The organism is Sulfurimonas gotlandica GD1, assembly GCF_000242915.1.
Taxonomy (GTDB): Bacteria; Campylobacterota; Campylobacteria; order Campylobacterales; family Sulfurimonadaceae; genus Sulfurimonas; species Sulfurimonas gotlandica.
This window is the reverse complement of sequence record NZ_AFRZ01000001.1, coordinates 1,006,471-1,020,453: the sequence shown is the minus strand read 5'-3', so window position 1 is coordinate 1,020,453 and position 13,983 is coordinate 1,006,471. Positions and strand designations below refer to the sequence as shown.

The window sequence follows — 13,983 nt, the reverse complement described above, 5'->3', positions numbered from 1 at the left end:
TCTTAAATGATTAAAAATTATCAACAAACTCTTTAAATTCATCTATCTCTATAGGTTTAGAGAAAAAATATCCTTGTACTTTGTTACAGTGTAAGTATTTTAGAGTATCAATATGCTCTTGTGTCTCAGAACCCTCAGCAATTACATCTTTTCCTAAAGCTTTAGCCATTGCAATTATAGTAGCTACAATTGAACGGTCATCTTCATCTTTATAAATATCCAGTACAAAGCTACGATCAATTTTAATAGTCTGAGCGGGTAGTTTTTTAAGATAACTCAGTGATGAATAACCAGTTCCAAAATCATCTATGGAAAGTTTAAAACCTTTATCTGAGAGTTCATTTAATATTTTTAGCGCTTTGTCTATGTTGCTCATAATATGAGATTCTGTAATCTCGAGCTCAACATAACTTTTATCAATACCGATTTCATTCACTACACAACAGATGTCATCTATAAATTTTTCATTCTCTAGCTGCTTGCTAGATACGTTTATAGATACGGTTAGTATATGACCTGCTTCATGTAGTGCTTTTGTATCAATTATAGCTTGCTTAGCAACCCACAGCCCAATATTATATATCTGTCCTGTTTCTTCTGATATGCTAATAAATTTATCTGGTCTTATAAGGCCTATTTCTGGATGTCTCCAACGAATGAGAGCTTCCATCCCATAAACTCTTTTTGTTTCAAGGTTTATTTTTGGCTGATAAACTAGAAACAGCTCGTTATTACCAATAGCGTTACGTAAACTATTTTCTAGAAACAGTCGTTCAGTGATTTTTTCATTCATAGATTGTTTGAAAAATTGAAAGTTGTTTTTTCCAGAAGCTTTTACTTGATACATCGCAGTATCTGCTGCCTTAAACAATTCATTGTAGCTTTTCCCATCATCAGGATATAAGCTTATTCCCATACTAATGCCGGTATATAACTCTTTACTTTCTATAAGTACTGGATTATTAAAAGCAGCAATTATTTTTTCAGCAATTGGTACTATATCCATTATTGAATTAATATCTTCAAGTAAAACTGTAAACTCATCTCCGCCTAAGCGAGCTAGAGTGTCTTGTTCTCTAATACTATTTTTTATAATATTTGAAACTTCAATTAAGAACATGTCACCCATAAAGTGTCCAAGTGTATCATTGACATTTTTGAAGTTATCCATATCAATAAATAAAAGAGCCATTTTTTTATCATGGCGTTTTGAAAATGGAATCCTGCTGACTACACGCTCTTCAAAAAGAACTCTATTTGGCAAATCTGTTAGTGAGTCAAAGTATGCCAGATTGTGTATTAGTTTTTCCTGCTCTTTTTTCTTGCTTATATCATTTGTAATTGATATGTAGTTTGTCAATATACCGTCATCATTATGAAGAGCGATAATATTCATCTCTGCAATATATCTCTCAGAGCTTTTTTTACGATCTATTATTTCACCGCTCCATTGCCCATTTTGTTTTATATCATCCCACATCTTTTTGTAAAATGCTTCATCATGCCAACCGGAACTAAATGCTTTTGGAGTCATTCCTATTAGTTCTTCATTTGTGTAACCGGTTATTTTTGTAAAAGACTCATTAATTTTAATGATAGATTGATTGGCATCTGTGATAACAACTCCATCACTCATTTTAGAAAAAACTTCAGATGCAAGCATTAGCTCATTTTGCGCAATTTTTTGTTTTGTAATATCATGAACAGTTCCTATGGATCTAAGAACATTACCATCGTTGTCAAACTCGTGTTCGCATCTCTCTTCTACAAAACCTACTTCACCATTTTTACGTACTATACGGTGTGTAACATGATAACCGCATCTGTTTGTTATAGAATCACTATAGCTTGAATTTACAAGCTCAACATCATCAGGATGAATATGTTCTAAAAATGCTTCATAGGTAGCACCAAACTCCTGAGGCTTCAATCCAAATATACGGTAGACTTCATCCGACCAAAAAAGATCATTAGTAACTAAATTTAATTCCCAGTGACCGATGTTAGCAAGCTCTTGAGCTTTACTTAGACCATATTCCAGTTTTTTAAAATGTTCTTTTTCTTCATTAAATTCTGTAATATCCCAAAATATTCCAAGCACAGCGCTTACTTCACCATTGAAATATAGAGGCTTTTTTACTGTTCTGATAGTTTTATATTTTCCATCAATTAGTATAGATTCAACAGTGTCTATAATTTGCTTATTTTTGATAACTAGAGAATCGTCATTTTGGTATTTAAAAGCGATCTCTTCTGGAAAAAAGTCTAAATCATTTTTACCAATAATGGCTGTTGCTTCTTTTCCAACTAGTTTGGCATAAGTACTATTTACAAAAAGATAGTTGGAATTTAGATCTTTGACAAAAATATTCTGCTCTAAAGAATTGAGTATTAAGTTATTGTCAATCTTGTAATCCAACTAATTTCCTATTTTGTATAAGTTTATATAATCGTATAATATCAAATTCTCTGTTAAAAATTCTTTTAATTTTTTGAAACTTTAACTCTCTAAGTTTTTAGCATCCGCTATTACTCCAGTTATGATATTTTGCTTATGAAGTAAAATTGTATAGTTACTGTATTTGTATTGAGTTATCATAATTATCATAGCTTATAACAAAGTATATATAAATTTATAATAAGATATAATTCCAAAAATAAAAATTGAGGATTTTATCTTATGTCTAAAACATCTACAACAGATCAAGAAGCTCTTGATTATCATGAATTTCCACAACCTGGAAAAATATCAGTTGAGACTACGAAACCGGTGTTAACTCAAAAAGATTTATCATTAGCATATACTCCAGGTGTTGCTGTACCATGTTTGGAAATTGAGAAAAATCCTGAAAATGCTTATAGATATACTTCAAAAAAGAATCTTGTAGCCGTTATCTCAAACGGAACTGCTGTTTTAGGACTTGGAAATATTGGTGCTTTGGCATCTAAGCCCGTTATGGAAGGTAAGGGAGTTCTATTTAAAAATTTCTCAGGACTTGATTGTTTTGATATTGAAGTAGATACTGAGAGCGTAGATAGATTTTGTTCTGTTGTTATGGCTATAGCTCCTACTTTTGGTGGAATTAACCTAGAAGATATAAAAGCACCCGAGTGCTTTGAGATAGAGAGACGTCTAGTAGAAGAGTTAAATATCCCTGTTATGCATGATGATCAACATGGAACGGCTGTTATTTCTGCTGCTGGGATAATAAATGCTTGTAAAGTTACACATCGAAAGATAGAAGATCTTAAAATAGTTGTTGTTGGGGCTGGTGCAGCAGCTATTTCATGTGCAAGACTTTATAGAAAACTTGGTGCTAGAGAGATTTATATGCTTGATTCAAAAGGCGTTATTCACAATGGAAGAAGTGATTTAAACGCTTATAAGAGAGAGTTCTGTGCAGGTGGATACATGACTCACTCAGAAGTGTTTGAGTGCGCTGATGTTGTTGTAGGACTCTCTAAGCCAGGAACATTTACCATAGAAGATATTATGACTATGGCGAATGAACCGATTGTATTTACGTTGGCAAACCCAACACCTGAAGTTTTCCCTAACGATGTTATTGAAGCTAGACCAGATGCTGTTGTCGCAACTGGTAGAAGTGACTTTGATAACCAAGTAAACAATGTTCTAGGTTTCCCATTTATTTTTAGAGGTGCGATGGATGTTCGTGCAAGAAAGATAAATGACGAGATGAAACTTGCAGCTGCACATGCACTTGCTGATTTAGCTCGTACAGAAGTACCAAAAGATATTTGTGAACTATATGGTAAAGAGATTAAGTTTGGTAAAGATTATCTTATTCCAAAACCATTTGATAAAAGACTTATAGTTGAGATTTCTAGTGCTGTAGCTCAGGCTGCTATAGATAGTGGTGCGTCAGATATGAAAGGTTTTGATATTAAAGCTTACAGAAAAGAGTTGGCTAAGATATTAAAATAATTAGATAACTACTTCATCATTCTCTAGAGGTCTCTCCAGAGGTTGACTGAAGTAGTACCCTTGTGCATACTCTATACCTATTTCTTTTAGTAGAAGTGCCACCTCTCTGGTCTCAACAAACTCTGCAACATTTTTCATATTCATTCCATTTGAAAACTTATGTATACTAGTTACCATATGAAGTTTTTTATTATCTGTCTCAATTTCACTGACGATTGATCCGTCAATTTTAACCAAGTCTATATCTAAATTTGAGAAGTATGAGAAGTTAGAATAACCAGTACCAAAATCATCTACCAGTATTTTTGAACCAAAAGCATGTAGTTTAGTGATGAAATCTTGAACAACCTGTAAGTTTTGTAGATTTTCTGATTCTAGTAGTTCTATATCTAATCTTTTTGCTACTTCAGGGTTGGCGTTTAAGATCTCAAATAGCATGTGTGTCAGTTTAGCATCTAGTATATCTATCATTGAGATATTTATAGAAAATCTATATTGAGGAAACTCTTGCGCCATTTTAAGAGTTTTTTCTATCATAGTTTTGGTTATGAAGTGATAGTAAGAACTCTTTTTAGATATATCTAAAAATTTAAACGGTGGCAGAAATGTACCGTTTTCTAGTTTTAGCCTGACAAGAGCTTCATATTTTTCTATTTTAGATGTCTTAAGATTAATAATCGGTTGGAAAAAAGGAACTATTCTATCATTGCTTACAGCAGTTTTTATTAGCTCAATAGTGTTCATATTATCTTTTACATCTGTTTTAATATTTAGGTTATCGTTATACTCTAAAATTCTCAGTGTATGGTCTTTTTTAAGTAGTTTTAGTGCTAAGTCGGTATTTTCTAAAATAGGTACAGTAGAGTTACTTGCAATACTTACTAGTAGATGCAGAGTCAAGTCATAAACTATAAAGTCATAATTAGATATTTTTTTCTCAAGTTTTTTTGCTATTTCTAACGCGTTTTCGCTTGAGATTTTGTTAAAAAGTATTCCAAACTCATCACCGCCGAGACGGTAGATGCATGTATTTGGACGATTTGAAAATTCATCTTTTAAAATCTGTGCTAACTCTTGAAGGATGACATTTCCAACATCATTCCCGTAGATATCATTGATGTATTTAAATCCGTCAATATTTATAATAAGAAGGTGCGGTTCTGTGATTTTTTTCAGCTGAATCTCAAAAGCTCTTCTGTTATGTAAATCTGTCAAATGATCATAAGAGAGGGAGTGCTCTAGTGAGGCTGTAGTCTCTTCTAGTTTTTGATTCTCTTTTATATATTTAATGAATAGTACAACTACAAGTGAAAGTGAAGAAATAAATAGACTAAATAATATAAAAGCAAACATATCAAGTGCTTTGAAATCATTTACAGAAACTGCCGAGAACTCTTTTTTTACTTTTTCTAAGTAGTTATGAATATCACTGTTAAGGACAGTTTTTGTTGTCTGTACAAATATTGGATATCTGTTAATAAGATATTTAGAGTGAAGGTTAAAATTCTCTACAAAGCTTTGAGTCTTTGGATTTTTTGAATCAGATTTTAGTAAAAAATTATTGTGATTTATATAATCAAGGTCCTGCATTCTTTTTGCATCGTTGAAGTGTTTTAAAATCTTTATAGATTGAATGAAAAGGGCTCTGTCATCTTTTTCTAAAAAGCTTGCGTTTTCTATACGTCTGCTTAGAAATACCAAAGAGTTCTTAATACCTGCATTTAGCATGATATACTCTTCTATGTTTTGCAGATTGAGTCTTATATCTGCTTGAAGTGATAGTAAATTATTTTTAGTTTGTAAATAGGTCTTATTATTTAATATTTTAGACCCCGCTAACTCTATATAAGTGTTTTCAACTTGATTTATAGTTGCTGATATCTCATCTTGATTGTGATAAGAATAAATAGAGTTTTGCAATATTTGATGCTCTAAATCAATGTGGGCATTTTCCAGTGCATTTACAGATAGAAGAAATTCTCTGTGTTGTTTAGTAAAATCTTTTTGGATTATGTAAAAATAAACTATAGCAATAGATGAGATTATGCCAACCCCGAGTACGAGAAACATAAGTTGTTTCAGTTTCATTTCTCTTCCAATATTTCAGGTAGGTCACCATCAAGTGTTTTCAAAAAAGCTATTATTTTGTCAACTTCTTCATCTTCAAGTTTGATGCCCAAATTATGTTTTGCCATAACACTCAGTGCTTCTTTTAGGGTTTTCGCACTGCCATCATGAAAGTATGGAGCAGTTTGGCTTATATTTCTTAGTGTCGGAACTTTAAATACATTTTTGTGATTGGGATTATCTGTTATTTTACTTCGATCAGGATAGTCATTTTTAACCTCATATTCTAAAAACGTACCCATTTTTTGAAATGAATTTCCACCGACATTTATTCCGTTATGGCAGGTAATACAGCCATTTTGTTTAAAAAGTATGTACCCCTCTTTTTCATCTTTTGTGAGTTGGATTTCATCTCTTAAAAATCTATCGAATTTTGAGTTTGGTGTTGTTAGAGAATTTTCAAACTCAACTATAGCTTCAAGAACTTGCGTGTAAGAAATATGTGAAGTACTGTATACTGATTCGAAGAGTCTTTTATACTCTGTAGAATCATTTATTCTATCCTCAACAGTTTTTGCATCCATGTTATGTTCAGCCGGGTTATTTATAGGGCCATCAGCTTGTTGTGTCAGGTTTCTTGCTCGTCCGTTCCAAAACTGTTTAAAGTTATATCTAGAGTTCAAAACTGTTGGAGACTGTATATTGCCTTTTTTGTTTGCATAACCGCTTGAGACAACATTTGAATCTGCCCCGCCATGAAAAACATTGTGGCAACTAACACATGCTGTTGAGTTATCTTTAGATAAAATAGTATCAAAAAATAATTTTTTGCCAAGTCTTGCTTTTTCAAGATTGAATTCCACTTTAGTAGGAATTGGTGATATTGGTTCATTTGCAAAAAGTGTAAGAGTAATAATAGGTAATAAAAATGTCTTTATCATAAGGACATTTTAACATAAAATTGTCAGTTTTTGACACTTTTATAGAAAAGTGAGAGACCTTTCTTCGCTTTATGGTCTAAATCGTAAGATATATACGAGAGATAGTTGAGTATGTCTTTTTTTGATATTTCTGTTCTGAGTGATGCTGAAGTGAGAAGGTATTGTGGGATTTTAATTTTTTGTTTTAAAAACTGTTTCTCTATGTTCTTATAGAGATGTTGATCTTTATGATAACAAAGTAGAGCAAAAACAAATGGCAGTTTATATCTAGCGTTCCACTGGGCAGCTAAATCAATGTATGGCTTCTTTTGTAAATAGTGTTTTAGAGCTTTGTCACCAATGAGAACTTTACCTTTGATATTTAAAATCTTAGCTAATGCATTTGAGCTAGCAGACTCAATATCAGCTTCGTTTTTTACATCTGGAACAACAAGAACACTAAGAACCTCTTTTTTTGCAATAATCCCAAGATTTACATGTCTATATTTTTTTGCACTGATGCTTGAGATGAAAGCTGCATCCACCCTGTGAGATAGAAATTTTTCGTTGATTTTTGCAGGTACTCCACGCTTATAATGCATACTCATACTCTGCTGAGAACTCTTAGTAAAGCGTTTCATAAAAACATGAAAAGGTAGTAAATTTAAATACTCAATTTTTCCAAATACCAAATGTAACTCCAAAATAAATTGATTGAAATTATACATGACTTAACTTATCTTAGATATAATCGCTGGTAAATAATATAATTTTGGAGTCTACGTTATGGTTAAAGTAGAGTTTTTAGGCCCTATACAAAAAGAGCCCTTAGAGTTAGAGATTACAAATTTAAGTGAATTAGCGACAATATTGCAAGGTGATGAGCAAATGCGTGAGTGGTTAGAAAACTCAGCAGTGGCTGTAAATGATACATTAGTAAGTAGTAGAGATTTTGCATTAAAAGATGGTGATAGAGTAGCCCTTCTTCCACCAGTTTGCGGAGGCTGATAGATGCTATATCTTTATGAGGGACCTTTAGATGTAGCGACTATTTTAAAAGAGTGGTATGAACAAGAAGCAACCAGCAACTATGGTGCTTACATCCCTTTTGTTGGAACTGTAAGAAGTGAAGATGATATAGATGGTCTTAGTTTTGATATTTATGAACCTATTTTAAAGAAGTGGTTTAGCGACTGGCAAGACAAAGCAAAAGAAAAAGGTGCAGTAATAAAAATGGCACACTCTAAGGGAGATGTAATGCTTCATGAATCATCTTACATAGCTGCTGTCTTTTCTCCAAAAAGACGTGTTGCATTAGAATTTATAGATGAATTTGTTGAAGACTTCAAGGCATCTGCTCCAATCTGGAAGTATGATCTTCGAGATGGAAAAAGAATCTATGCATTAGATAGATCAACAGCTATAAAAGGGAGTGGAATTTTAAAATGAAATTACTATCTTATGAAACAAGCCAAAACATGTTAGACCTGCTAGATATAGGAAGTTTTAGAAGTGAAAACTTACCGCTGAGTTCTACTCTTGGAAGAATTCTAGCTGATGATATCGTAGCAGAGTACAATGATCCTCAGTTTCCAACAGCATCTATGGATGGTTATGCCGTTAAGCACGCAGACTTAGACAGTGATAGCATCTCAATACTTGGATATAACCCAGCAGGAAACGATGAGCGAAGAGTTCTAGCAGACGGAGAGTGTATTAAGACTTTTACAGGTTCTATGATGCCAGAGGGTGCAGATACTCTTATTCAAATAGAAAACGTTAGTGTGAGCGAGAACAGTGATAAAATTTATATAGATGAAAAAGTTAATTTTGGATCTTCAGTTCGTCCTATCGGTGAAGGATATAAAGCTGGAGATGTACTAATAAAAAAAGGTACGAAAATCGGCTTTGCTGAGATTGGTGTAATGGCTGGTCTGAACAAGGTGATGGTTAAAGTTGCTCTTAAACCTAGAGTCGCTGTTATCTCTACTGGTAGTGAAATTTTAGACCTTGGTGAGCAGAGTGATAATCCGGCACAGATCAGAAGTTCAAACAACTATACTCTATGTGCTTTGTTTGAGCAAGCCGGAGCAGATGCTATACAGCTTGGAACTGCTCCTGATGACAGAGACGAGATAATGCAGACTTTTGAAAATGCGCTTGCATCTGCTGATATACTTATCAGTACAGGTGGTGTAAGTGTTGGTGATTATGACTTTGTAAAAGATATAGTTCCGCGTCTTGGCGCTGAAGTAGTTTACAAGGGTGTGGCTATTAAGCCAGGAAAGCATATTATGGTTGCGCAAAGAGAAGGAAAGTTCATCTTAGCTCTACCTGGTTTTGCATACTCGTCAACTGTGGTTTCTATACTTTACGGACTACCTCTTATATCTAAGATGTTAGGTAAAAGTGAACCATATAAACGAGTAGAAGCAAAACTAAGCGAGAGATTTACAAAACGAAGCCGTCTAACAGAATTTACAGCATGTAACGTTGAAGTTGTCGATGGAGAATACTTTGTAAACTTCAAAGACAAAAAAGTAGGAAGTTCTGCAATACTAACTAACATGTTAAATGGCAGTGCTTTAATGGTAACCGGCGAAGATGATGGTGACCTGGAAGAGGGCACTTTTGTAAATGTAATTTTATTGGAGAATTTTTAAATGAAAGCTTATTCGATTGACTCAACAACACAAGAAGTAAAAGAGATAGATATAGAGATGCAGGCTAATACAGTCTACAGTTTTTTCAACTCTATTTTAACAGATGAACTAAATACTATTGATAAGCATACAATTCATACTGATTCCAATGCTATATCTCAAAACAAAGTACCATTTTTCATTGGTGGGCAACTTATAATTGGAAATGCACTTATAGTTGGAAAAAACGGTTTGTTTGACGTAGATGCTTCAATTCCAAAGGATGATTTAGAGTCACTTGTGAATTATGATATTACACCTTTTTATAAAAATGTTTTGAATCTTTTGAAAGATAGTGATATAAATCTTTACAGAGTATTTGAAGTTACACAAGAGCAAGAGGACATCAAGTTAAATACTGAATGGGTGCTCTATGTTTTTAATATGGCTGATGATAGAACTAAAGAGTATTTTATAGCTGAGCTTGAAAAAGCTGTAGATGCTAAAAAAGATATTGCAATATATATGCAAAATATGGCAATACTAGCTCTAAATGCAACAGCTAATCAATAGTTTAATAGAGCTATTCTTCATATAGCTCTAAATCAGGAACAACTTTCTCAAACGCAAAGTTTGCATCATCTATCTTTTTCATAACACTTTCGCTAAACATATAATCAGTTTCTTTTGCTAAATTATGACATGAGATGCAGTGTTGGATTCTTCCTTTTTCGTATACATCATCACCTTTTGGATTTGTTACAGCGTAGAACCAGTCCCCATTTTGGCTATCGTAGCCCTTGTACATCTTCTCCATTATAACCACGCGTACCAATATCTTTTTATTTTTATCTTTATAGAGTGGTTTGTATACGATTGAGCCTATAGGATACGTTTTGGCTTTATTTATATATGCTTTAGTCGCTTTTTTATTTGTGAATATATCTATATATGCTCTATGAGCATGTGAGTCTATTGTTGTAGGTGTGAGCTTGTATTGTTTATCCCAGTTTTCAAAACTGTCTTGTGCTAAGAGAGATACTAAAAGAAATAGTATTGGAAATAAAAACTTCATTGTTTTTCCTTCCAGTATGATATTAACACTTATAATTATAAAAAAGTATTATATATAGATATTAAAAGAGAGTTGCTTGTAGAGCCTTAAGTTTATAACTTCTTCTATGAATATCACAGTATCCATATTTCTTAATCATTTCAACATGAAGAGCTGTTCCATAACCTTTATGTTTTTCAAACTGATACTCTGGATATTTTTTTGCTTCTATTAATATATCTCTATCGTGTGTTACTTTGGCAAGTATAGATGCAGCACTAACCTCTGCAACTTTGCCATCAGCTTTTATCATGGTTGGAAGTCTAGAGATTCCAAAGTTTGAGTTACCGTCAAATAGATACTCATCAACTTCTAAATTTTGCATAATTTCCTCAAGACCTCTTTTGATGCATATTGATAAACCATCAGCATCTATAGCTTGAGGAGATATTTTTACTATATGATAATCAGAATCTTTGATAATTAACTCATAAAGAGTTTCTCTCTTTTTTTCTGTTAATTTTTTGGAATCATTCAAACCTTCAATATTCGAGTTGAGTATACATCCAGCTATAACTAAGTCTCCGGCAATCGGCCCGCGTCCCGCTTCATCTATTCCACATAATTTACCCATATCCTAATCCCCTATCGCCCATATATCAAATGGTATCATTTCTACCTTTGAAAACGGATGACTTACCTTCCCTTCTTTATTCATTGTAATTGCTGTAACTTTTTTTATACCGTAACCAAAGATAAATGCTTCAATAGCTTCCATCTTTTTAAAGAGCGTTCTTTCATCTGCAAACGGCATTCCAAGTATGACTTCATCTTGATTCGGAATGTAAAAATCAATACCGTCATCATAAAAACATTTAACATTTGATTTTAATAGTTCTAAGAAAATCATATTTTCAAAAAGTCTTCCAAAATGCTTATCAATACTAAGTGCAGACTTTAGAGATATATCGCATAAATATATTTTTTTAGTAGCTTTTGGATGATTGTTCTTTTCTAAAAGATGTATGTAGTTTTTTTCGCCTAGACTCTCATAGGCTTTATATAATTTGTCTTTAGATATTTTTCTTGTTTGCTTGAGTCTTTCATATATAGAGTAAGGAGATAATTTTTGTGCCATCATCTTCGCACATAAAACAAGTATATCAAACTCCATTTCATCAAGTGCATACTTTAATGTCTTCTGTATATAGATGTTTCTCTCATCACTGTGAACCTTATGCATTGAGGGAAAACCGCCAAGCTGGAAAAAGTGATTTAGTGCAGTAGAGTCATGCTTATGCTCATAAGCTAAAAACTCTTCATAGTCTAGAGGGTAGAGTTGTATTGATGTTAGATAGTCTATGTCAAAATGAGTCTCACTACAGATAATTAGCTGAGATACATTTGGAATCTTAATCTCTTCTTTGTAGTTGTCTAAAGCTAATACATCTATTTTATTTAAATTACAAAATCTTGTAAGAGTCTTATTCAATTCATCTATATTTATTCTAATATCATTACAGTCTATATATAAATAAGAATTTTTTTTAAGTCCAAGAAGATGATTCTTAACTAGTTTTGACTTCCCACTCTGAGAAATACCGTTTATTTGATAACTTAATTCTTCTAAATAAACTTTTCTAAAATGAAATTTATCCATATGAATATCAGTTTTGTAAAGTTCTTGTAGTAAAATTTCCATAAAGCTATTTTACCATTTCCTTTCTTAAAGGAAATAAATTTTAGGGAATTTCAACTTTTGTCCCCTAAAACCTTGAATATCATAGTTCATTTCGATACAATTCCACTCCCTTAATATAGTTAGGCTAGACCTGACGAGTTCTTTAGAAGGAAAAACATGGAAAAAATTCGTTTAAAATTGAAAGCTTACGATCATCGTGTATTAGATAGATCAGTAGCATCAATAGTTGAGGCTGTAAAGCGTACAGGTGCCGTAATATGTGGTCCAATCCCTTTACCAACAAAGATTCGTAAATACACAGTATTGAAATCAGTTCACGTAACAAAAAAGCTCGTGAGCAGTTTGAGATCCGTATGCACGCTAGAGTTATTGATATCGTTTCTGCAACGCCAGAAACAGTAGATTCTCTAATGAAGCTTGATCTTGCACCGGAAGTGGACGTTGAAGTTCGCTCTATGGATAAGTAGGAGTAGGTCGTGGAATATATTGTTGAAAAAATCGGTATGAGCCGTACAATCACAGTACCAAGTAAGCCTGTTACTCTTTTAAGAGTACTAGATGCTAAAGTATGTGAAGTTAATGAAGGTACTGCAATTGTAGCTTACAACAGCGGTAAAAAAATGAACAAGTCAATTGAAGGTCAGCAAAAGAAATACAATCTTTCATCTGAGTTTAACCGTTTAGTTACTTTAGAAGTAGCTAACACTGAAGCTGGTGATTTAGACTTTGCTCCATTAGCAGAAGCTAGTGTTGTAAAATCAAGATTCACTACTAAAGGTCGCGGTTTTTCTGGAGCAATGAAGCGTTGGAATTTCTCTGGTGGTCCTGCATCTCACGGTCATAGATTTGGTCGTAGAACAGGTTCAATCGGTAATGCAGAGTGGCCAGGTCGTGTAATGAAGGGTAAGAAAATGCCTGGACAATATGGAAATACACAAAATTGTGTAAAGAATGAGATAGTTTCTTATGACGCTGAAAACAAGATCCTTGTGGTTGTTGGTTCAGTTTCTGGTGCTAACGGTTCTCTAGGTCGTGTGGAGGTAACTAAATAATGAGCGCAATCGTTTTAAATGAAAAAATGGAAAAAGCTTCTGAGTTAGCATTACCTGAGAGTTTTTCAGGAATCAATCCTCATAACCTATACCTATATGTTAAGTCTGCTCAAGCTGCACAACGTGCAAACTCTGCGACTGCTAAAGGTAGAAGTGAAGTAAGAGGTGGTGGTAAGAAGCCATGGGCTCAAAAAGGTGGCGGACGTGCTCGTGCTGGTTCTCGTCGTTCTCCTATATTCGTAGGTGGTGGTCAGGCATTTGGTCCTAGCAATAACCGTAACTACGATTTAAAAGTAAATAAAAAGCAGAAAAAACTTGCTTTAAACTTTGCTTTGAATGAACATGCTCAAAATGGTAGTCTATTCATCGTAGATACACTAGAAGTTACATCTGGTAAAACAAAAGATGCTGCGGCAATCTTTAAAGCTTTAAACCAAAGAGATGTATTGATAGTAAAATCTATATTAGATGAAAAAACTTATTTAGCGTTTGAGAATCTTGCACCTACTTATGTAGTAGAAGCAAATGAATTAAATGCTTATTTAGCTGCGAATTATCGTTCAATAGTGATCGATATGGGAAATTCTTGTAGGTGAGGCT

14 protein-coding genes and 1 pseudogene are annotated in these 13,983 nt (G+C 33.3%); 8 read left to right on the top strand and 7 right to left on the bottom strand.

Annotated elements, in window-relative coordinates; all coding sequences use genetic code 11:
* Window positions 1-10: 10 nt before the first annotated feature.
* A complete protein-coding gene (locus SMGD1_RS05005) occupies window positions 11-2,419 on the bottom strand; it encodes a sensor domain-containing protein (RefSeq protein ID WP_008336409.1) in 2,409 nt (802 codons plus the stop codon).
* A gap of 261 nt (window positions 2,420-2,680) precedes the next feature.
* On the opposite strand from SMGD1_RS05005, the gene SMGD1_RS05000 reads away from it, so the two are divergent.
* Window positions 2,681-3,946, top strand: a complete 1,266-nt coding sequence (locus SMGD1_RS05000) for a malic enzyme-like NAD(P)-binding protein (protein WP_008340815.1) — start codon at window positions 2,681-2,683, stop codon at window positions 3,944-3,946.
* Here SMGD1_RS05000 and SMGD1_RS04995 read toward each other — a convergent pair whose 3' ends face one another.
* Genes SMGD1_RS04995 through SMGD1_RS04985 form a run of 3 tightly spaced genes read right to left on the bottom strand, consistent with a single transcriptional unit; the run spans window position 3,947 to window position 7,625 of the window.
* The gene (locus SMGD1_RS04995; RefSeq protein WP_008336152.1) at window positions 3,947-6,034 is read right to left on the bottom strand and encodes an EAL domain-containing protein; all 2,088 of its coding nucleotides are present in this window, start codon (window positions 6,032-6,034) and stop codon (window positions 3,947-3,949) included.
* Entirely contained in the window at window positions 6,031-6,954 is a 924-nt protein-coding gene (locus SMGD1_RS04990) for a cytochrome-c peroxidase (RefSeq protein WP_008336121.1), read from the bottom strand. Before SMGD1_RS04990 ends, SMGD1_RS04995 begins: the two co-directional genes overlap by 4 nt.
* 23 nt (window positions 6,955-6,977) lie before the next feature.
* Window positions 6,978-7,625, bottom strand: a complete 648-nt coding sequence (locus SMGD1_RS04985; protein WP_008336581.1) for an MqnA/MqnD/SBP family protein — start codon at window positions 7,623-7,625, stop codon at window positions 6,978-6,980.
* A gap of 94 nt (window positions 7,626-7,719) precedes the next feature.
* On the opposite strand from SMGD1_RS04985, the gene SMGD1_RS04980 reads away from it, so the two are divergent.
* The 4 genes from SMGD1_RS04980 to SMGD1_RS04965 are packed head-to-tail and all read left to right on the top strand — an operon-like array spanning window position 7,720 to window position 10,148.
* Window positions 7,720-7,941, top strand: a complete 222-nt coding sequence (locus tag SMGD1_RS04980; protein WP_008336942.1) for a MoaD/ThiS family protein — start codon at window positions 7,720-7,722, stop codon at window positions 7,939-7,941.
* Window positions 7,942-7,944: 3 nt separating this feature from the next.
* Complete coding sequence (locus tag SMGD1_RS04975; protein WP_008336106.1) at window positions 7,945-8,382, top strand: molybdopterin synthase catalytic subunit; 438 nt, start codon at window positions 7,945-7,947, stop codon at window positions 8,380-8,382.
* Window positions 8,379-9,596, top strand: a complete 1,218-nt coding sequence (locus SMGD1_RS04970) for a molybdopterin molybdotransferase MoeA (RefSeq protein ID WP_008336034.1) — start codon at window positions 8,379-8,381, stop codon at window positions 9,594-9,596. The genes SMGD1_RS04975 and SMGD1_RS04970 overlap by 4 nt, the downstream gene beginning before the upstream one ends.
* Window positions 9,597-10,148: a hypothetical protein gene (locus SMGD1_RS04965; RefSeq protein WP_008340810.1), complete on the top strand. Its 552-nt coding sequence runs from the start codon at window positions 9,597-9,599 to the stop codon at window positions 10,146-10,148. It abuts the gene before it with no gap.
* A gap of 10 nt (window positions 10,149-10,158) precedes the next feature.
* Here SMGD1_RS04965 and SMGD1_RS04960 read toward each other — a convergent pair whose 3' ends face one another.
* From SMGD1_RS04960 to SMGD1_RS04950, 3 genes are all read right to left on the bottom strand, one after another.
* Entirely contained in the window at window positions 10,159-10,650 is a 492-nt protein-coding gene (locus SMGD1_RS04960) for a cytochrome P460 family protein (protein WP_008340808.1), read from the bottom strand.
* Window positions 10,651-10,711: 61 nt separating this feature from the next.
* Window positions 10,712-11,263 carry a ribonuclease HII gene (rnhB, locus tag SMGD1_RS04955; RefSeq protein WP_008340805.1) on the bottom strand — a complete coding sequence of 184 codons (552 nt, stop codon included), beginning with the start codon at window positions 11,261-11,263 and terminating at the stop codon, window positions 10,712-10,714.
* A gap of 3 nt (window positions 11,264-11,266) precedes the next feature.
* Window positions 11,267-12,331, bottom strand: coding sequence for an ATP-binding protein (locus tag SMGD1_RS04950; protein WP_008335216.1), 1,065 nt, complete (start codon window positions 12,329-12,331; stop codon window positions 11,267-11,269).
* Window positions 12,332-12,487: 156 nt separating this feature from the next.
* On the opposite strand from SMGD1_RS04950, the pseudogene rpsJ reads away from it, so the two are divergent.
* The 3 genes and pseudogenes from rpsJ (at window position 12,488) to rplD (ending at window position 13,979) form a co-directional block, all read left to right on the top strand.
* Window positions 12,488-12,798 (top strand): annotated as a pseudogene (rpsJ, locus tag SMGD1_RS04945) (30S ribosomal protein S10).
* Window positions 12,799-12,807: 9 nt separating this feature from the next.
* Entirely contained in the window at window positions 12,808-13,383 is a 576-nt protein-coding gene (gene rplC, locus SMGD1_RS04940) for a 50S ribosomal protein L3 (protein ID WP_008340803.1), read from the top strand.
* Entirely contained in the window at window positions 13,380-13,979 is a 600-nt protein-coding gene (gene rplD, locus SMGD1_RS04935) for a 50S ribosomal protein L4 (RefSeq protein WP_040766442.1), read from the top strand. The genes rplC and rplD overlap by 4 nt, the downstream gene beginning before the upstream one ends.
* The last annotated feature ends 4 nt before the right edge of the window (window positions 13,980-13,983 follow it).